General features: G+C 74.8%; 12 protein-coding genes. 8 read left to right on the top strand and 4 right to left on the bottom strand.

From position 1 onward, the window contains the following. Positions 1 to 68 precede the first annotated feature (68 nt). From OJ254_RS09840 to OJ254_RS09820, 5 genes are all read left to right on the top strand, one after another. Positions 69 to 926 carry a vWA domain-containing protein gene (locus OJ254_RS09840; protein ID WP_265362035.1) on the top strand — a complete coding sequence of 286 codons (858 nt, stop codon included), beginning with the start codon at positions 69 to 71 and terminating at the stop codon, positions 924 to 926. Positions 927 to 2,461: 1,535 nt separating this feature from the next. Next, positions 2,462 to 5,959, top strand: coding sequence for a tubulin-like doman-containing protein (locus tag OJ254_RS09835; RefSeq protein ID WP_265365108.1), 3,498 nt, complete (start codon positions 2,462 to 2,464; stop codon positions 5,957 to 5,959). Between the two features lie 1,102 nt (positions 5,960 to 7,061). Beyond that, positions 7,062 to 8,552, top strand: coding sequence for a hypothetical protein (locus OJ254_RS09830; protein WP_265362034.1), 1,491 nt, complete (start codon positions 7,062 to 7,064; stop codon positions 8,550 to 8,552). Then, positions 8,549 to 10,657: a serine/threonine-protein kinase gene (locus OJ254_RS09825; protein WP_265362033.1), complete on the top strand. Its 2,109-nt coding sequence runs from the start codon at positions 8,549 to 8,551 to the stop codon at positions 10,655 to 10,657. Before OJ254_RS09830 ends, OJ254_RS09825 begins: the two co-directional genes overlap by 4 nt. A gap of 1,599 nt (positions 10,658 to 12,256) precedes the next feature. Beyond that, the gene (locus tag OJ254_RS09820) at positions 12,257 to 12,964 is read left to right on the top strand and encodes a hypothetical protein (protein ID WP_265362032.1); all 708 of its coding nucleotides are present in this window, start codon (positions 12,257 to 12,259) and stop codon (positions 12,962 to 12,964) included. Between the two features lie 57 nt (positions 12,965 to 13,021). On the opposite strand, the gene OJ254_RS31565 is transcribed toward OJ254_RS09820, so the two are convergent. Further along, positions 13,022 to 13,138: a chaplin gene (locus tag OJ254_RS31565; protein ID WP_423836007.1), complete on the bottom strand. Its 117-nt coding sequence runs from the start codon at positions 13,136 to 13,138 to the stop codon at positions 13,022 to 13,024. 443 nt (positions 13,139 to 13,581) lie between these two features. Here OJ254_RS31565 and OJ254_RS30740 point away from each other — a divergent pair, with 443 nt between their 5' ends. Continuing rightward, entirely contained in the window at positions 13,582 to 14,661 is a 1,080-nt protein-coding gene (locus OJ254_RS30740; RefSeq protein WP_279350276.1) for a TerD family protein, read from the top strand. Positions 14,662 to 14,760: 99 nt separating this feature from the next. Here the strand turns inward: OJ254_RS30740 and OJ254_RS09805 are convergent, their stop codons facing one another. Together OJ254_RS09805 and OJ254_RS09800 are read right to left on the bottom strand one after the other, a co-directional pair. After that, positions 14,761 to 15,225 (bottom strand): DUF305 domain-containing protein, encoded by a 465-nt coding sequence (locus tag OJ254_RS09805; protein WP_423835876.1) that lies wholly within the window; start codon positions 15,223 to 15,225, stop codon positions 14,761 to 14,763. 307 nt (positions 15,226 to 15,532) lie between these two features. Beyond that, positions 15,533 to 16,003, bottom strand: coding sequence for a DUF6153 family protein (locus OJ254_RS09800; RefSeq protein ID WP_265362031.1), 471 nt, complete (start codon positions 16,001 to 16,003; stop codon positions 15,533 to 15,535). A gap of 288 nt (positions 16,004 to 16,291) precedes the next feature. Here OJ254_RS09800 and OJ254_RS31560 point away from each other — a divergent pair, with 288 nt between their 5' ends. Both OJ254_RS31560 and OJ254_RS09795 read left to right on the top strand, forming a co-directional pair. After that, positions 16,292 to 16,675, top strand: a complete 384-nt coding sequence (locus tag OJ254_RS31560) for an SCO2400 family protein (protein ID WP_423835875.1) — start codon at positions 16,292 to 16,294, stop codon at positions 16,673 to 16,675. Further along, positions 16,636 to 17,202, top strand: a complete 567-nt coding sequence (locus OJ254_RS09795) for a hypothetical protein (RefSeq protein ID WP_423835874.1) — start codon at positions 16,636 to 16,638, stop codon at positions 17,200 to 17,202. The genes OJ254_RS31560 and OJ254_RS09795 overlap by 40 nt, the downstream gene beginning before the upstream one ends. 16 nt (positions 17,203 to 17,218) lie before the next feature. On the opposite strand, the gene OJ254_RS09790 is transcribed toward OJ254_RS09795, so the two are convergent. Then, positions 17,219 to 18,736: a chitinase gene (locus OJ254_RS09790; RefSeq protein ID WP_265362029.1), complete on the bottom strand. Its 1,518-nt coding sequence runs from the start codon at positions 18,734 to 18,736 to the stop codon at positions 17,219 to 17,221. Positions 18,737 to 18,901: the final 165 nt, after the last annotated feature.

Raw genomic sequence — 18,901 nt, 5'->3', positions numbered from 1 at the left:
CGGCCGTGGGAACAGTGAGGGGAAAACGGCGGAACGGAAGGGGCTGGGCGCGGCGCGGCGCGGTCCGTGTGCTGGGCGGCGCCGCGGTGCTGATATCCCTGCTGGCGCCCGCCGCCCATGATCCGGTGCCGGCGGCCGCGTCGAAACCGGCCTTCAAGTCGGTCAACTACGCGGTGGCGGTGGACGAGTCGGCCAGCCTGGCGCCCGACGACATGAAGGCGGAGAAGGCCGCCGCCGCCCGGATCGCGGTGGGCGACGTCTCCTCGGCGTCCCACGTCACGGTCTTCGGTTTCGCCGCCGCCGAGTCCGGTGACCAGCGTGCGGTGGACCCGGTGTGCCCGCGGACCACGCTGGACGCGGCCGGGCGGGACTCGATCGGCGGGTGCGTCGGCAAGCTGCACAGCCGCAAGAAGGACGAGGGCACCGGCACGGACTTCCCGAGCGCGATACGCCAGGGCGTGCACGAACTGAGCTCCGGCACCGACCCGTCGGTGCCGCGGGTGCTGTTCCTGCTCACCGACGGGCAGATGGACGTCACCGGCAGCCCCCAGTACGGCGACCCCGCGCACCGCAAGGACGAGGGCGAGCGGCAGCTGGACCTGGAGCTGAAGAACGCCCGGGCGCAGGGGGTGCAGATCTGGCCGCTGGGCTTCGGGCCCGACCCGGACAAGGCGCAGCTCGACCGGATGGCCGCCGGCGGCTACCAGAAGGGCTGTGTGGAACTGCCCTCGGCGCTGCCGACGGCCGACAAGGTCTCCGGCGCCAAGGACCTCGGCGCGAAGCTGGAGAAGGTCTTCGCCGCGGCGCACTGCCTGCGCTACCAGCCGGGCTCCAGCCCCCAACTGCCGCCGGCCACCATGGAGGTCGGTATCTCGCCGCTGGCGACCGTGGGCAGCATCGTGGTCGACAAGAGCGACCCAAGGTGACGATCACCTACATCGACCCGAACGGCCATCAGGTGCCCACCTCGGGGTCGTACCGCAAGTCGCACTTCGAGCTGGCGGGCGCCGGGGACACCGTCGAGGCGCTGAAGATCGTCGACCCGGTGCCCGGCGTGTGGCAGGTGAAGGCCGAGGCGCCCGAGGGGCACCGCTCGCTGCCGGTCGGGGTCAGCGTGCTGTGGCAGGGCGAACTGCGCGGCGCGATCACCATGGACCCGCCGTCGCCGCAGGCCGGCCAGAAGGCCACGGTGACCATGCGGCTGCAGACCCGCGAGGGCTACCAGATCAAGGACCCCCGGGACTACGCCGGGCTGCGGGTCCGCAGCGAGCTGACCGGGGACGGCTTCGCCGCGGTGCCGCTGCGGCTCACCGACGACGGGAAGGGGCCCGACCCCACGGCGAGCGACGGCTCGTTCACCGGTTCCGTGACGATCCCGCACGGCGCCCACGGGGCGCTGAAGGTGAGCGGCACGCTGACCGCTTCCGGGCTGAGCGCGGACACCCGCAGCGAGAGCGGCCTGGTCGCGCCGGACGTGCTGCCGGTGTCCGGCACGCTGCGGCTGCCGGCCGCGGACGCCCACCCCGGGGACGAGGTCACCGGCACCCTGAGCGTCCACAACACCGGCAAGACCCCGCACACCCTGCGGCTGTCGGTCACCGACCTCCAGCCGGGGCTGGTGTCGGTCACCCCGGCCGAGATCGAGCTGAAGCCCCATGACTCCGGGACGCGGACGGTGACGGTCCGACTCGGCCCGGCCGACGCCTTCGGCGACCGCCTCGACGACGACGGGCTGGAGCTCGGCGGCACCGTCACCGCCGTCGACACCACCGACCACGACCGGACGGTGGTGCGGTCCCCGCTGTCGGTGACGGTGACGCCGCAGCCCGGCATCTGGGACGCGTACTGGTGGGCGTTCCTCATCGCCGCCGCGGTGATCGCCGCGGTCGTCGCCGCGGTCCTCGCCTGGCGGCGGCAGTGGCGCGGCCGCGTCGACCCGTACGGCCTGGTGCTGCAACTGGTCTCCGAGGACGGCGACGTGGTCGCCACGCACCCGGCCGGACACGGGCACAAGCAGTGGTACGAGTTCGCGGTCGTCGAACCGCACCGCAGCCCGCGCATCGAGCGGCGCAACCACGGCCGGTACGCGATCCAGCGCAGCCCCGAGGGCGGCGCGTGGCTGCGCGAGCGGGGCGCCGGGCGGACCCGGCTGACCGCGCACGGCACCGTCCCGCTGGCCGACGGGCTGAGCCTCTCCCTCGGCGAGGAGACCCGCTCCACCAAGTCCCGCCGCAACCGGCCCACTGGGGGCCCGCGGTCGCGGACCGGCCAGACCCCACCACCCCCACGGCCGCCACCGAGGACGACGGCACCAGCACCTACGAGTCGTACCGGTGACGCGCGGGGCGGGCCGGTCGCGCACCGGCCCGCCCCGGCGCACCGCCCCGCGGCCGCCGGGCCGCGCGCACCGCACAGATCGACGACGGACCGGCCGCCGGTACGGCCACAACGGGAGGAACCCATGAAAATCTTCCAGCCGATGCTCTTCGTCGGCCTGGGCGGCACCGGTGGCCTGGTCGGCGCCGAACTGGAGCGCCGGCTGCGGGCCGAGCTGTGCGGTCCGGACGGCGTCGCGCTCAGCCACCTCAGCGGCCACGCCCCCTACCAGCTCCCCGACTGCCTGCAGTTCGTGTACGCCGACTACAGCGAGACCGACCTCCAGCGCCTGCCGCAGTTCAACGTGGACCCGTCGCTGCGGGCCGCGTACGCCCGTACCTCGCGGGCGACCCACAACCTGCTGCCGAACTTCGACAGTTCGCCGGAAGTGACCAAGATGCTCCGGGCGAGCCTGCGCGAGGAGGTCGCCGACTGGCTGCCGCCGCGCATCGACGAGCCGAAGGTCACCCCGCTCCACAACGGCGCCGGCCAGCTGCCCACGGTCGGCCGCGCCGCCCTGTTCGCCACCCTGCGGCACAGTCTGGCCCCGGTCCTGGAGCCGCTGCTCCAGGCGATCGACGCGATCGCCAAGTCGGCCGGTGAACTGAGCGAACTGGGCGGCGGCAAGGTCAACGGCTGCGACGTGTTCGTCGCCTTCTCGGTGGCCGGCGGCACCGGCGCCGGGATCTTCCTGGACTACCTGCACCTGATCAACCAGGCGTTCAAGATGCGCCGGTTCGACGGGGTGAAGATCTACCCGCTGGTCGTGATGCCGTCCTCGTTCTCCTCGGCCGCCGGCGGCGGGCGGGAGGCGGACCTCAACGCGGCCCGGGCGCTGGTCGACCTGTTCCGGCTGGTGGACGGGCAGAACGCGCCGACCGAGGGCGCGGAGATCGGCGACTTGGACCACGACTCCTCCGGCCTCGGCATCCGCTACCCGGGCACCACCCCGATCCGGCTGCGGACCGGCATCCTGCCCACCGCCTTCCTGTTCAGCCCGACCGCCGGCATCCGCCAGGACGACCTGCGGCGCTCCATCGTCTCCCTGGTGATGTCGCTGATCGGCACCGAACTGGGCGACGGCCGGTCCCGGGGCCGGACGACCGCGGCCGACGACGACTACCAGACCTTCGCCGCGAGCTTCATCAACCGGGGCGTGCACCGCAGCGCGATGTCCCCCACCGGCATCGGCCGGCAGGGCGTCTCCACCAGCCTGGTGGCGTCCATGACCGCGCCGATGGACCAGCTGGCCGACCTGGTGGCCGGCCGGCTGCTGCGGGAGGCGGTCACCGACCTCGTCGAGCGGCCGCGGACCACGCTGCGGGACGGCGCGGTGCCGATGATCCGGCAGCTGTTCGCCGACTCCGGCCTCGAAGAGCTGTGGGAGCGGCGGCAGTTGCCGGTCCCCGAGCCCGAGCCGCTGCCGCGCGGCAGCCGGGCCATCGAGCAGGCACTGGGCGAGCGGATCGCGGACATGCAGCGGCTGCTGGCCGACCTGCAGTCCGTCGCCGACCGCCAGACCGCCTCGATGGCCGACCGGTTCGTGCCCCGCCCCGCCATCGACAAATTCCTGCAGAGCGTCGACCCGTTCCTCGCCGAACGCATCGTGCGCGGCGTCCCGGACAGCGACGAACCGATCGCCCGGCTCGGGTTCCTGGGCATGCTCAACAGCCGCGCGGTCGCCCCCCAGCGCCCGGCGGGGGTCACCGACCAGCCGCCCAAGACACCGCGGATCAAGGGCCGGCTGGCCGGTATGTCCCCGGCCCGCTGGGGCGACGACGACGTGCAGGCGGTCCTCCAGGCACAGGACGCCTGGTACCAGTGGCGCAGCCGGATCGTCTGGCACGAGGCCTGGCGGGAGCAGCAGCAGCGCTGGCAGCCGCAGGCGGACGCCGCCGGCACCGACCTCGGGCGGCTGGTGAACGCCTTCCGCAAGCACTCCGAGCAGGAGCGGAAGCTCTCCGCGCAGAAGGGCCTCGAACTCTACGAGGACCGCACCGGCATCTCGTACCTGCTGCCGCCGCAGCGCACCCTCAACCACTTCTACGAGGACCTGGTCACCCGGCTGGTCCGCCGCGAGGGCCTGCGCGAGCACGACGACGAGGCCGCGCTGCTGCTCAAGATGATCGACGGGGACACCTGGCGCGCGGTGCACGCGCAGAGCCGCCGCAACCCGGACGGCGCGGTGGCGGCCGTCAAGGCCCAGCTGGAGGGCCGGATCACCCGGCTGTTCGCGGAGAGCGGCGAGCACCTGGAGGAGCGGCCGCTGCTGCCGCCGATGGGCACCCTGCTGGCCGCCGCGGCGGGCGACGCGGACGCCACCGACCAGGTCAGCAAGGAGGCGCTGGAGCTGTTCGGCCGCAAGCTGACCGGGCTGCTGCCGGTGGGCTTCACGCCGGAGGGCACCGGCCCGCTGCGGGTGCTGGTCACCTACCCGCGCGTCCAGGCCGTGGAGGAGGTGCAGGAGTTCCTCGGCAAGGCGCTGCGGCTGCCCTCCGACGCCAAGAACTCGGTGGAGTACCGCGGTGTGGAGAGCGACTCGATCACGGTGGTGCTGTTCCGCAGCGAGATGAGCCTCACCCAGGTGCCGGAGGCCCGCAAGGTGCTGCGTCAGTGGGCCCGGGCCAAGGACAGCGAGCAGGCGCACGACGTGCTGCGGTGGCGGCAGCGGCTCGGCTACCGGGACAGCTGGATGGTGAGCAGCGAGGAGGACCGCCGCGCCATCCTGCACCGGCTGCTGTGCTGCATGTGGAACGGCCAGGTGGACGTGGTGGACGGCGACACGTCCTCGCCGGACCGGGTGCGGCTGCGGCTGTTCCCCGAGAAGGGCGAGAACGTACCCGGGGTCCGGCTGCGGCTGGGCGACTTCCCCGGCGGGGTGTCGAGCTGGGCGGAGCTGCTCCGCTCGTACGAGCGCTGGACCGTCCTCGACGACGAGCGGATCGTCGAGGACTACTGCCGCGAGCTGATGGGGGCCCAGCCGAAGGGGCTGGCCCGGAGCGGCAGCGATCCGCATCCGCTCTTCGTCGAGCTGGTCGAGAAGATCGCGCCGGCACAACTGAGGCTGCTGGAGGACCGCCGGGAGCGCGGCGGGGAGCGGGTCGAGGGCTGGGTCCGGCCGCTGTGGGAGTTCTGGGCGGAGACCCTGCCGGCCGCGCTGGACACCGAGTTCGGCGACCAGCGCGCGATCCAGCCGACCCTGCGCACCCTGCTGGAGCACGTCCGCGGCGGCACCCCGGAGCCGCGGCCCCGCAAGGAGTTCTCCGAGCCCCGGCGCCCGGTGACCGAGGACGACGACTGGGGCACCGCGCCGCGGTCCTCGGCCGGGGCGTACCAGGACGACGACGGGTACGGCGAGGACGCGTACGGGAGCGGCCGGGACCGCGAGGACTCGTACGGGAGCGGCCGGGACCGCGAGGACCCGGGCCGCGACCGCGACCGGCTCAACGGGCACGCCGCCGGCGACGGCCGGCCGTGGGCGCCCTGGGACGACGAGGCCCGGGAGGACCGCTCGTCCGGCGGCACCGACGACGGCGGCCGGGACCGTGCCCGCCGCAACCCCTGGGACGGTGATGCGGAGTGACCACGACGGAGGAGGCCACCGCCGTCGTCCACCTGGACCTGCGGACGCAGGCGGGTCAGCTCGACACGTCCGCGGCCGTGCGGTCCGCGGTCGCCCGGCAGCTCGGCCGGGCCGGGCTGCCCGAGCCCGACCACCCGCTGTTCCTGGTGGTGGACACCCCGGCGGGACTGACCGAGCACCAGCGCCAGTACGAACTCCTCGCCGCCTACCGGGCGTTGGGCGAGGTCCGGATGCTGGTGCTGCTGGTGGGCAGCGCGCCCGCCGTGTACGCCGGCGACGAGGAGGTGCTGCCGCCGGACCGGCGGCTGGTGCGGCCCGCGGTGCTGCGCGGCTCCGGCACCGCGCTGCTGTGGGCGGGCGATCTGCGCTCCGCGCGGACCGCGCTGGAGCAGCCCGCGGCCGACGACCCGGCGGCGCTGGCGGTCCTGGTGGACCTGCTGTCGGTGCCGGACGTCTTCCAGCGGGTGCTCGACGACCTCGGGTCGCTGCCCGACACCGTCGCCGCGCCCGGGGTCCGGCTGCTGGAGCAGGACCTGCCGCCCGAGGTGCGGGACCGGGCCTGGCGCGATGCGCTCAGCCGGTTCGCCGGCGAGGACTCCGACCACGCGCCGGAGTTGCCGGCCACCCGGTCCGGCGCCGATCTGCCGGAACCGCTGCGCGGCCTGGTGGCCGGCCGCGGCGGCCGCGACCTGCGGCACCGCGAGACCGGCGGGGTGGCGGACGACGCGTACCGCGCGTGCGCGGAGGCGCTGGACGACGCCGAGGAGGAGCTGGCCGGGCTGCGGACCGTCCTCGGCCTGCTGCGGCCCGTCCACCGGGGACCTTCGAGGCCGAGCTCGACCGGGCGCACCAGGCGCTCGTCGACTACCGGGAGCTGGTCGCGACCGCCCTGCACAACGGCGGGGTCTCGGGCGCCGCACCGTCCGCCGCCGAATCCTCCGCCCGGCTCGCGGCCCTCGGCCTGCGGGTGCCCTCGGCCGAGGGTGTGGGCGAGCGGATCGGTGAGGGGCTGCGGGAGTTCGCCGGGAAGCTGCTGGGGCAGGGGCTGGCGCTGCGCGCGGTGGCCCGACGGTTCACCGCGCTGGCCGGGCGGGTGGAGCCGGTGCCGGGTTCGGCACTGCTGCCGCGGCTGGCCGAGCTCCCGATCGCCGACGCGGTGGCCGGGCGGTCCGGGGCGGCGGCGGGCCCGCTGCCGGTGGCCCCGGCCGCGGTGGTGGCGGCGGGCGGGGCGGGGCTGCTCGGCGCGCTGTGGCAGGGGCCGTTCCTGGCCCTGGCGCTGCTCGTCCCGCTGGTCTTCCTGGGCCTGGCGGCGCTCGGCGCGACCCGGCTGCGGGGTACGGGGCAGCCGGGCCGGTGGGCCGTGGGCCCCCGGATCGCGGCGTTCGTGGGCGCGGCGGCCGGAGTGACGGTGGCGTACGCGACCGACCCGCCGCTGTGGCTGAGCACCGCCGCGGCACTGGTCGGCGTCGGCGCCGCGGTGGAGACCGCGCGCCGGCTGTGGCGGAGCGCGGCCGACACCTGGGGCGCCGACCAGGGCACCCTCGCGATGCGCCGGGCCCTGGCCGGGGTGGACGCGCTGCTGGCCGAGGCGGTCCGGGAGCACTGGGCCGCCGACGAACGGCTGTACTGCGCCGACGCGGCCCGGTCCGTCGCCGGCATGCTGCGGGCGACCGCGGCCGCCGCGGACGCCGAGGCGGCCCCCGAGCCCGACCGGCCGGCCGGCACCGGCACCTCCGGCACCGAGCCGTCGGCCGCGGACGACTGGCTGTCCAGCGCCTCGGCCCTGGAGACGGGCACCTTCGCGGTGGCCGACGACGCCGACGGCGACTGGGCCAGCGCCTACGCCTGGGACGACGAGCCCTCCTGGGACGAGCCCGCCGCCCCGGCCGAGGAAGAGCGCCCCGCCGGGCCCGCCGATCCGTGGGAGGACCGCACCGCCGGCGCTCCGCGCTGGCTGGACCGGGAGAGCGGCGAGGGCGGGCCGGAGCTGGTCGCCACCCTCGCCGGGGACCTGACGGACGCCGCGATGGTCGCGATGGCGCCGTACTGGGGCGCCGTCGAACGCGGCCAGGCCGGGACGCTCGCCGTCCGGCGCACCGAGGAACGGGTCCGCGAGCTGCTCTCGGCGGCCCGCCGGCACCTCCAGCACAACGGGGTGCTGGCCGCACCGCCGTTCGCCGCCGGCCACCGGGTCCGCGCCACCTCGGCGAACCTCCTGGGGACCGACCCGCAGCGGGTGGCCGAACTGGTGGGCGCGGAGGCCGACCGGCGGGCCGTGGTGCAGCTGTCCTCGCCCGAGCAGGGCACGCTGCTCAACCGCGACCCGGCGGCCGCGGTGTGGCTCAGATTCGCGCCGGACGCGGTGCGCGGCGAGGTCGAGAAGGCCTGGCGGGCCGGCGGCGCGGGCCAGCCGGCCGACGCGCTGTGGACGTCGTCCGGCCGGTACGCCGGGCTGATCCGGCTCACCCCGCTGCGGATGGGCGTGGTCGACACCGTCCGGCCCCGCGAGAGCTCCGGGCCCGCCGGGTTCGGCGGCACCGACGGGCCCTCCCAGGTCGATGCGTACGAAGGAAGGGACGGCGAGCCCTGGTGACCAGCACCTCGCACCCCCACGTGGTGCAGCCGGACGGTACCCGGCGGGCCACGCTCGCCTTCACCGTCCCGTCGGGGCGGCGCCGGGTCGCCCCGGTCCGCTTCGGCCGCGAGTCCCGCCGCGATCCGCAACTGCCGCAGCGCATCCGCAACGGCCTGCTCGACGACGAGGGCCAGCAGTGCGTCCAGGTCCGGCTGACCGCCGCGGACGCGGCGAATCCGGCGGCCCGGGCCCTGCTGGACGCCGAGGCGGGCACCGCGCTGCGGCTGCACCGGGTGCTCGACGACCCGGAGCACGCGGCGCTCTTCCCACAGATCATCGGCTACGAACTCGACACCGCCGAGCCGTTCCTGCTGTACGCCGCGCCGCGCGGCAACGCCGCCGCACGCACCCATGTGATGTCCGCCAGCGACCAGCGGGTGTTCGCCCGGGACCTGCTGCGGGCGCTGTGCCTGCTGGACGGCCAGGGCCTGGTGCTGCGCGGCATCTCACCGGCCAACGTGCTCTGGGACGGCAACTCGGTGCAGCTCTGGGGGCTGGAGGGGGTGGCCCCCGTCGGGCGGCCGCGGACCCGGTGGGGCCGGGCCCCCTACTGCCCGCCCGAACAGCGCCGGGGAGAGGGGTTCGTGGACTCCCGGGACGCGGTGTGGAGCGCCGCCCAGGTGCTCTACCAGCTGGTGACCGGCCGGCCCGGCCCGGCCGACCGGGCGCCCGACGACCTCGCCGCGCACCGGGTGCTCGCCGAGACGCTGCGCGGCGCCTTCGCCCCGCGGGCCGCCGACCGCCCGACACCGGCCGGGCTGCTCGACCTCCTGGCCCCGGGGGCGGCCCGGCAGCTCACGCTCACCGGGCCCGCCGACGACGAGATGCGCCCGGACCGGGAGGCGTTCGACCAGTCCCTGCGCCTCAAACGGCAGGCCCCCGCCGCCGAGGCCCGGGAGGGGACCGGCGGCGGGCGGGGGACCGGCGACGTCCTCTGCCCCTACTGCCTGGAGCCCATCCAGCTCGACCTCACCGCGCTGTACGTCACCGACAGCCGGATGCAGTACCAGCAGCTGGACGTCAAGGGGATCACCAATGCCCTGCGGCGGCAGGACGTGATGCGGTCCGCCGTCCAGAAGTGCACCGCGGACCCGGACTTCCCCGAGCACTTCATCCCGGTGCCCTACCTCACCTACGGCCGGCCGCTGACCGTCGCGATGGTCGGCCAGTCGTCCACCGGCAAGAGCCATCTGCTGACCCAGATGATCGCCGAGATCACCGACGGCGGCCTGGAGCCGTTCGGCCTGAAGTGGCAGTCCGTCAACCCCGAGCAGCACGCCCGGTTCGTACGGGAACGGGTGCAGCCGCTGCGCAACGGCAAGGTCCTCGACCACACCGGCGGCATCGGGCTGGACGGCTTCGCCCGCTTCGTGGAATCGCTGCTGATCACCGACGCCCGCGGGCAGGTGCGCCCGGTCGCCTTCTTCGACCTCGGCGGCGAGGACCTGGTGCGGACCGACGCGGCGCTGCGCTTCCTGCTCGGGGTCGACGCGCTGGTCTTCGTCGTCGATCCGGCGCTGGCGCTCCCGCTGCCGCATCTGGACCACGCCAGGGAACGCTGGGGCCTGGAGGTGAACCGGGACGGCGATCTCGCCTTCGGCACGGTCCTGGACCGGCTGCCGAAGAACGGCCCGTATCTGGACGTGGCGGCCGCGATGGTGCTGGGCAAGGCCGACCTGCTGCGGTTCCAGCCGCCCGTCGACCGGTGGCTGGGCGAGGAACCGCCCACCACCCTCGACCCGGCGCGGGTGCGCGAGGAGAGCCGGGACGTCCACGCCCTGCTGCGCCGGCACGCCGGCCAGGCGTGGCTGCGCCCGTTCGACGCGATCCGCCGCTGCACCCTGCACGTCGCGTCGGCCACCGGCGGCCAGGAGGACCACGGCCGCTATCCGACCGGGGTCGGGCCCCGCCGGGTGCTGGCGCCGTTGGTGTCGCTGCTGGCGATGCACGGGGTGATCGAAGTGCCGGGCGGCGCCGAGGCGTTCGCCGTCGGAGGGGCGGCCGCGCGGCCATCGGCGCCGCCGCCGGAAGCCAGCGGATCAGGGGGAGAGGAAGCGGAGTGAGCGACTTCACGGAGCGGAGACCGGCGCACCGGACGCCGGCCGGCACCGGCGGGCCGGCCCCCGCGGGCGGAACGGCCCACACGAGCGGAACGGCCTTCACCGGCGGACCGGCCGGCGGCGGAGCCGTGGGCACGGTGCACCAGGTGGTCTTCCGGTGGGAGGGCAACCAGGGACGCCAGGGCACCGGGATGAAGGCCGTCGCCCACTCCTGCACGGCCGAGCGCGCCGAGGAACTGGGCCGGGAACTGGGCCCGTTGCTGTGGGTCTCCGGTACGGCCGCGTCCCGGCAGAGCGTCGTCCGCACGGTCTCCCGCGACGGCGACGTGATGCTCGTCCAGCGCTGGCCCACCACCGACCGGGGCGGCCGCCCCAGCACGGTCAGCCATGTCCTGCTCGGTGACCGGGAGACCCTCAAGACCCGCCTGTGCCTCGGCCTCGCCTACGGGGGTTGGGGCCCCCGGAAGTCCGCGGAAGAGGCGACCGGGAGGAAGCCTCCGGTGGAGTGCGGGGAGCTCGAAGCGCTGGCCTACGACCGCCTGCTGGAGATGGCGGAACGGCTGCCGACGGTCAAGCACCCGCTGATCCTGGTCACCGCGGAGTGGCTGCGCGACCCGTCCCAGCGGGTGTCGCTGCTCACGGACGGGGAGCAGCCGTCCGGCCGCGCGGACGGGGACCTCGCGCCGCTGGTCTACCTGGGCCTGTTCCTGCTCTTCGGCTCCTGGCTGGGGCACGAGTGGACGTTCGCCACGTACGACACGGTGGACAGCCATCCGCTGCGGCTGATGTGCGTACCGCGCTGGGAACCGGACGCGGGCGGGTCGGGCCCGCTCGCCCGGGTCGTGGTCCGCAAGCCGGCCCAGCCGCAGTTCGAGCACAAGGCGGCGAACCGGCTGGTCGAGCACCTCCTGGCCCACCCGCCGGCCAGCCCCGGCCTGCCGCAGCTGGTCGACGAGTTGCGGAACGGCGCGACGCTGGACTGGCCGCGGCGGCAGACCCTGCTCAAGGACATCCTCTCCACCGACCGGCCACCGGCCCCCCGCCCGGCCGCCGCGTCCCCCCAGCCGGACCCCGGACCGACAGCGGGCCCCGGACCGACAGCGGACCCCGGACCGACAGCGGGCCCCGCGCCCGCCCCCGCACCGACGCACCTGCCTGAGCCGACGCACGCGCCTGAGCGGACACACCTGCCGCCGCCCGTACGGGAGACACCACCGCTGCGGCAGACGGCGCCGGTACGGGAGGAACCGCCGGTGCGGGATACGCCAGCGGTGCGGGAGGAACCGCCGGTACGGGAGTCGCCATCGGTGCGGGATACGCCAGCCGTGCGGGAGGAACCGCCCGCCCGGGACACGCCACCGGTGCGGGAGGAACCGCCGGTGCGGGAGCGGGACACACCACCGCCGGTCCGCGAAACCCCACCGGTCCGGGAGGCACCCCCGGTCCGGGAGGCACCACCCGTCCGGGAAACACCCCGGCCCGGGAGACGCCACCCCCAGCGGCGCCCCGGCCCCCGGCGTCCCACGAGCCGCCCGCGGGGCACGAGCCGTCGCCCCAGGCCCCCGGCCGTCCACCACCCTCCAGACACCCAGCGCCTTCGAAGTGGCGTCCCTGCGCGAGGCGTTGCGCAATCCCCTGCCCCGGAACGACCAGCAGCGCGATCGCCTGAAGGAGCGGCTGCACGCCCTGCCCGACGAGGCGCTCCTGGACGCGCTGAGGGCCGGTGGGCTGCCACCGGAGCCCCTGGGGATGCTGCTGGACGAACTGGGGGACGACCGACGGGTGCGCGAGCGCCGGCCGGAGATGCGGCACGACCTGTGCCGGGAAGTGCTCGACAACGGCCTGTACTTCGAGCCGAACGGACCGGGCGCGGAATACGTCTCCCAGATGGCCATGGCGCGCCGGGCGGCCGCGCTCTTCCACTGGGCCGTCCTGCCCCTGGCCAAGGACGCGCGCTATCGGACCCCGCTGCAGGAGCTGCTGCACCACATGTGCCGGAACCCCAGCCCCGCCGCGGGCAACTGGCTCTGGGACAGCATCGTCGCCCCGGCGAACGGCATCGCCCCCGATCTGCCGCCCGAGGTCTGGCAGTCGCTCCTCCGGAGCATGTACGAGCAGCGCCTCGCCTCCACCCCCGCCGCCCCGGCGCCCACCGCCCAGCCGCCGGCCCCGGCGTCCCCTACGACCGCACCGGATCCACCTGCCTTCGGGAGCCGGTTCAACGAATGGACCTCCAGCCTGGGCTGCGTGGTGGGCAGCGGCGTCGGCGTGATCCTGGTGCTCCTCACCATCGTGCTGATCTTCGCGTAGCGGACAACGGGAGGGCCCCGGCCGGAAAGCAACCGGCCGGGGCCCTCCTCTGTCCGCTCAGTCGCTCATACAGGTGTTGCCGACGGCGGGGTTGACCAGCCCGATGATGTCGATGCTGTTGCCGCACAGGTGGATCGGGAGGTGGATCGGGACCTGGATGGTGTTTCCCGAGATGATGCCTGGCGAGTTCAGGGCCGCGCCCCCTGCCCCGGAATCGGCGGCCGCGACACCGGCACCCCCAGGACGGCGGTGGCGGTCAGGGCCGTGGCGGCAAGTGCGGTACGGATGCGCATGGTTCCTCCTGCTTGTGAGGGCACACTCGCCCGGAAGCGTCTCCGCGCCCCGGCCCGGAAAACGCCCATGGCGCGAGGCAGGGAACGAAACCCCCTGTACGGGTGGGAGCGTCGCGTATCGCGTTCCGCCGTATCCGCCGGCGCGCCACCGTAGTGATAGCGGCGCAATCTTGACCCTGCGTCAGGACCGGAGCGTCACCGCTGCCGCCACCGTTGCCGCCCAGCCCTCATCACTTCACGTATTGCGCAACTCAGGAACCACTGGGCCGGGTCCCGCGTTGAAGCCGACGGATGCTGCACGCCCGGACAGTTGTGGAGGAGCAGATGAGTGTGGCCCTGACCAAGGGCGGCAATGTGTCGCTCAGCAAACAGGCGCCCGGCCTGACCGCCGTGAGCGTCGGGCTGGGCTGGCAGGTGGGCGCCGCCGGCGGAGCCGGCTTCGACCTGGACGCCAGCGCCCTGCTGTGCGGCCGGTCCGGCACGGTCCTCTCCGACGACCACTTCGTCTTCTTCAACAACCTCCGCAGCCCGGACGGCTCGGTCCGCCACTCCGGCAGCGAACCGGTCGGCGGCAGCGGTGGTGACGACGAACGGATCCACATCGACCTGACCACGGTCCCGCCGGAGGTCGAGAAGATCGTCTTCCCGGTCTCGGTCTACGAGGCCGAGCAGCGCGGGCAGAGCTTCGGCCAGGTCCACCGCGCCCACATCCGGATCGTCGACGAGACCACCGGCACCGAACTTGCCCGCTACGACCTGCGCGGGGACGCGGCCGCCGAGACCGCCATGGTCTTCGGTGAGCTCTACCGGCACGGCGCGGAGTGGAAGTTCCGGGCCGTCGGCCAGGGCTACGCCTCCGGGCTGGCCGGGATCGCGCAGGACTACGGCGTGGACGTCCTCCGGCCGCAACCGCCGGCCGCCGCAGCAGCAGGCGCACCGGCCGTGCCCGTCGCGCCGTACCCGCCCGCCCCTCAGACACCGCCGGCAGTCGCCCCGTCGGCCCCGCCCACCTCAGCCGCCCCCTCACCCACCGGGAGTTCCCCCATGACCTGCTTCTTCGACCCCGGCCACGGCCCCGGCAGCACGCCCGTCACCTGGTCCCCGCAGTGGGGCGTCCCGCGCCAGATCCAGGCGTGCCCCGGCTGCGCCCAGCGCGTCCAGACCACGCCGCCGCCGTACTACTCCGCACCCCAGGCCGGGTACCCGGATCCGTACGCGCAAGGGGCCCCGCAGGGCTACCCGGCGCCGATGCAGCAGGGCTATCCGCAGCAGCCGGACCACCACCAGCAGGGCGGCGGCCGGCGGTTCGGCACCGGTGCGCTGATCGGGCCGGCGCGGCCGGGCTGGTCGGCGGCGCCCTCCTCAACGAAGCCTTCGACGACGACGAACCGGACGTCGTGGTGAACAACTTCTACGAGGAGTAGGCGCAAAGACGTGAACGAAGGGGCGGGCACCGGCGTCCGGGTGCCCGCCCCGTTCCGCGAATGCCGCGGAGACGACGCGTCAGCCGAGCAGCTTCCGCATCCGGGCGATCTCCGCGTTCTGGGCGGTGATGATGTCACCGGCGAGCGTCTTGGCCGGGCCGTACGCGCCCTGCTTGCGCTCGGTGCCGGCCATCGCGACCGCGCCCTGGTGGTGCTTGACCATCAGCTTCAGGAACTGGGTGTCGAACGCCTTCCCGGTGGCGTTCTTCATCGTCTCCATCTCCTGGGCGCTCATCATGCCGGGCATGGCCTTGCCACCGCCGTGGTCCATGCCCTCCATGCCGTGCGTACCGCCGGGCATGTCGGTCATGTCGTGGTCCTGCGGGACCTTCTCGCCCCAGGACGTCAGCCAGCCGGACATGGTGGTGATCTCCGGATCCTGGGCCTTCTTGATCGTGGCGGCGAGCGTCTTGACCTCCGCCGAGCCGGCCCGGGTCGCGGCCAGGTCCGCCATGGCCACGGCCTGGCGGTGGTGCGGGATCATCTCCTTCGCGAAGGTGATGTCGGCGGCGTTGTGCGTGCCCGCGGACGCGCCGGCCGTCGCGGACGGCTTGCCGCTCGGGGACGTGTCGTCGGTCCGCCGCCGCTGCCGCTGCCGCAGGCGGACAGGGTGAGGGCCGCCGCGGTCACGGCGGCCGCCGCCAGCGCGGCGCGACGGATCAGGACGGTTCGGGCATTACGGATCGCGTGCATGACGCAGAGCTCCTGGGATGTGGTGAAAGTGAAGGCGTGCTCGTCCGCGACGCGGGCCGGCCACGAGGGCGTACGGCGCCGCGCCGGGCGGGCGCGTCCTATATCCGCAGGACCTGGAGCTGGGCGAGGGAGGGCGGGGCGCGGGCCCCGGTGGTGCCGTCCGCCAGCCGCCCGGCGAGCGGCACCGTGCGGTCGGCGGTGTCGGGCAGGGAGGCGGGCAGCACGGGCAGGACCACGGCGCCGGGAAGCGCGCCCGAGGCGCACGTCGGGTCGGCGTGGTGGGCGTGCCCGGTGCCTCCGCCACTGCCGTCGGCGCCGTCGTCGTGGCCCGGGCAGCAGACACGCTGTCCGTGGTCGCGGGAAGCGGAGCCGGGGGCCGGCGCCGGGGCGGCCATCGCCCTCGCCGGCCGGAGGTGGTGGGCGGCGTGCGAGGGGGACGAGGTGGCCGGCAGCGCGCCGGTGTTCGCCAGGCCGTGCATGCCCAGCAGGCCCGCCAGCACGGTGAGGACGAGCAGCGCCTTCAGCCGCAGCCTCGGCTGCGGGGCGGACGCGTGCTGGCGGATGCTCACGGGCCCATCGTAGGGAAGGCCGCGCGAGGGGCCCGCGCCGGTACCGCGGGGGCCGACTGTGATCCGTGTCGCACAGCGGCGCCGTGAAGTCCAGCCTGCCCGTACCGGATTCATCAGGGCTTGTCGGTCATGCCGGGGCCGCTGCCCGGGGATCTGCACGGAAGCGTCACAAGCTCTTCGTATCGCGTCCGGGGGGTGCCGTTAGCGTTGCTGGTCGCTCGATCCCTCGTGCGAAAGTGAACCGGTCTCCGGCGTCCCTGGCGGCGCAACAGCACAGAAAGCTCGCAGATGGACTACTGCTCCTCGTGCCGCCGGAACCTCAACGGGGCGCTCGTCTGCCCGGGTTGTGGCGATTACGCCCCGGACATAGCCCCGCCCGCCCACCACCGGGCCCGTACGGGTGCCGAGGCGGCCGCACTGTGGGAGTCCTGGCAGGCGCCGGAAGCCACGGCCGCCGCCCCTACGAGGACGCCATGGCGCCGGCGCGGGCGAAGACGGCTGCCGCGACCGCCACCGAGGCGGGCCTCGCGGCCTCCGAGGGCACGGACGTCCCGGCCGCCACCGGCACCGGACAGGGCCGCGCCGCGCGGCGCCGCCAGCTGGCGCGGTGGAAGAAGTACCGCCGCCGGGCGGTGGCCGCCACCGCGTTCGCGCTGGTCGGCGGCACGGTGACCGCGACGCTGCTGCAGAACAACCGGCCCGCCGCCACCCACACCCAGGCCGCCTCGTCGCCGGACCCGGAGACCGTGTCCGCGCCCGGCACCCCGACCGCCTCGGAGGAGCCGGACGGCCGGGCCTCCCGGCACCCCGGCGACCGCGCGCCCCTGGGCCGCCACCGCAAGCCCGACGCCGGCACCGGCCACTCCTCCGCCCCGGCGGCGCAGCAGCCCGCCGCCGCCCCGACGCACTCCGCCACGGCCCCGAGCACGGCACCGCACACCGCTTCCGCGCCGGCCCCGGGCGGGCACTCCGGCCACACCGACTCGGCACCCGCGGCCGCACCGGCCTCCTCCGGACAGTCCGATCAGGGCTCGGGCGGCTCCTCGGCGCAGCAGCCCGCCGGTTCCGGCTCCGACTCGGGCTCGTCCACGACGAGCCCGACCGCCCCGGCACAGCAGCCGTCGACGACGCCGAGCTCGCCGTCCACCGAGCCGACCTCGCCGTCGCACCTCTGCGTGCTCGGCGTCGTCTGCCTCTGACCGGCCGGGCCGTCGTTCAGCAGGCCCCGAGGTCCTGCCAGACGCCCCATTCGCCGGTGGTGCCGGGTTCCTCGCCGGTCGTCCACCACTTGGCCTTCCAGGTGTGGCCCTGGTGGGAGACCTGCTGGCCGCCGGTGTAGACCGTGCCGGCCGACCAGGCCGCGGCGGTGCACTGGTGGCCGCTGCCGCCGGTGACGGTCAGGGCGTAGGTCGTGCCGTGGCTGCCGGTGGTGCCCGTACCGGTGACGGTGAGGGTGTACGTGCCCGACGCCGTCTCCGGGGTCGTGGCGAGGGTGAGCGTCGAGGTGCCGCCGGCGGTCACCGAGGCGGGGCTGAGCGAGGCGGTGACGCCCGCGGGGGCGCCGCCGACCGTGAGCTTCACCGGCTGCGCGGCGCCCGCGGTCACCGCCGTCTTCACCGTGGTGGTGGCCGTCCGGCCCGCGGCGACCGAACCGGCGACGGGTGCGGCGGTCACCGAGAAGTCGTCGGCCGGCGTGCCCGAACTGCCCGTGAAGGGCGCGAAGGTGTGGGTGAAGTCCCAGGTGTTCTGCTGGATGCCGGAGCAGTTGTCGGCGGCCGCGCCGCCGGGGCAGCCGCCGTTGTCCCGCTGGAGCGCCCAGAACGACAGGGTGTTGAGGCCCTTGGCGACCGCCCAGTCGTAGACCTGGGTGGCGTGGGCCGGGGTGAAGGTCTCGGCCGGGCCGAAGTCGTCCACGCCGGGCATCTCGGTGACGCCGATCATCCCCCACAACTGGGCGGCGGACTTGCCGGGGTAGAGCTGGGCCAGCTGGTCGTGCAGGCCCTGGGCGGCGGTCTTGGTGTCGGCCGCCATGTCGTGGGCGGCGTTGTCGTAGTAGTCGAACGTCATGATGTTGGCGACGTCCACCCGCGTGCCGTTGCCCACCGCGTTCCGCAGCACCGCGAGACCGCTGTCCGCGAGGCCGTGGGTGGTGGTCGGCAGGGTGTAGGAGATCTGCAGGGTGCGCCCGTTGGCCGCCGCCCAGTCCTGGACCTGCTTGAGGGCCTTGTTCCGGCGGTCGATGCCGGCGGCGTTGTTCAGCGAGTCGACCTCGATGTCCATGTCGAGCCGGGCCACGTCGTAGGTCGTGACGACCTTCTCGTAGGCGGCGGCGATCCTGCTCACGTCCGTACAGCTGTCGGCGATCTCGGTGCCGGTGGTGTCGGCGGTGTAGCCGCCGAACGAGGGGATGGCGTCCCCGCCGCGGGCCTGGAGGGTCTTGATGTCGTCGCCGAACGCGGCCGGGGAGACCGGCAGCCCGGTGTCGCCGTTCCAGTAGGGCGTGCACGAGCCCTTGGCCTCCGTCTGGAGGAAGGCCATGGTCAGGTGCTTCGCGCCGGAGGCGGCGGCCAGCGCGGCGGGGCTCTCGCCGGTCCACGCCTCGAAATAGGGGGCGAAGACCCGGCCCGGAAGGGGGGTCGCCGCGTGGGCGGTGCCGCCGCCCAGCGCGGTCAGGCCGGCCGCGGCCACCACGGCGGCGGCGAGAGCCGCCCGGAAGGAGCGCATACGTCTCATGTCTGTCCCAGGGGGGTGAGAGGGGAGGACGTCGCCAACTCCCGCCACTGACACGGGCGTTGGGCACGAGATACGCACTATGGGATAGCCCCGCGGGCGACGGCCCGTCAATGGACTGGACCAAGACAGGATTAGACCAATTCGCGTGCGGCGGCGCTGCGCGCC

Origin of the sequence: Streptomyces endophytica, assembly GCF_026153355.1 — a bacterium.
Taxonomy (GTDB): Bacteria; Actinomycetota; Actinomycetes; order Streptomycetales; family Streptomycetaceae; genus Streptomyces; species Streptomyces endophytica.
Note: the sequence above shows the minus strand (reverse complement) of the source record. Positions and strands in the feature narration are given on the sequence as shown.

Bases quoted from the DNA above. Each gene is read 5' to 3' on its own strand.
- OJ254_RS09835 (WP_265365108.1), top strand. From the start codon at position 2,462: ATGAAAATCTTCCAGCCGATGCTCTTCGTCGGCCTGGGCGGCACCGGT.
- OJ254_RS30740 (WP_279350276.1), top strand. From the start codon at position 13,582: ATGAGTGTGGCCCTGACCAAGGGCGGCAATGTGTCGCTCAGCAAACAG.
- OJ254_RS09805 (WP_423835876.1), bottom strand. From the start codon at position 15,225: ATGATCCCGCACCACCGCCAGGCCGTGGCCATGGCGGACCTGGCCGCG.
- OJ254_RS31560 (WP_423835875.1), top strand. From the start codon at position 16,292: ATGGACTACTGCTCCTCGTGCCGCCGGAACCTCAACGGGGCGCTCGTC.
- OJ254_RS09790 (WP_265362029.1), bottom strand. From the start codon at position 18,736: ATGAGACGTATGCGCTCCTTCCGGGCGGCTCTCGCCGCCGCCGTGGTG.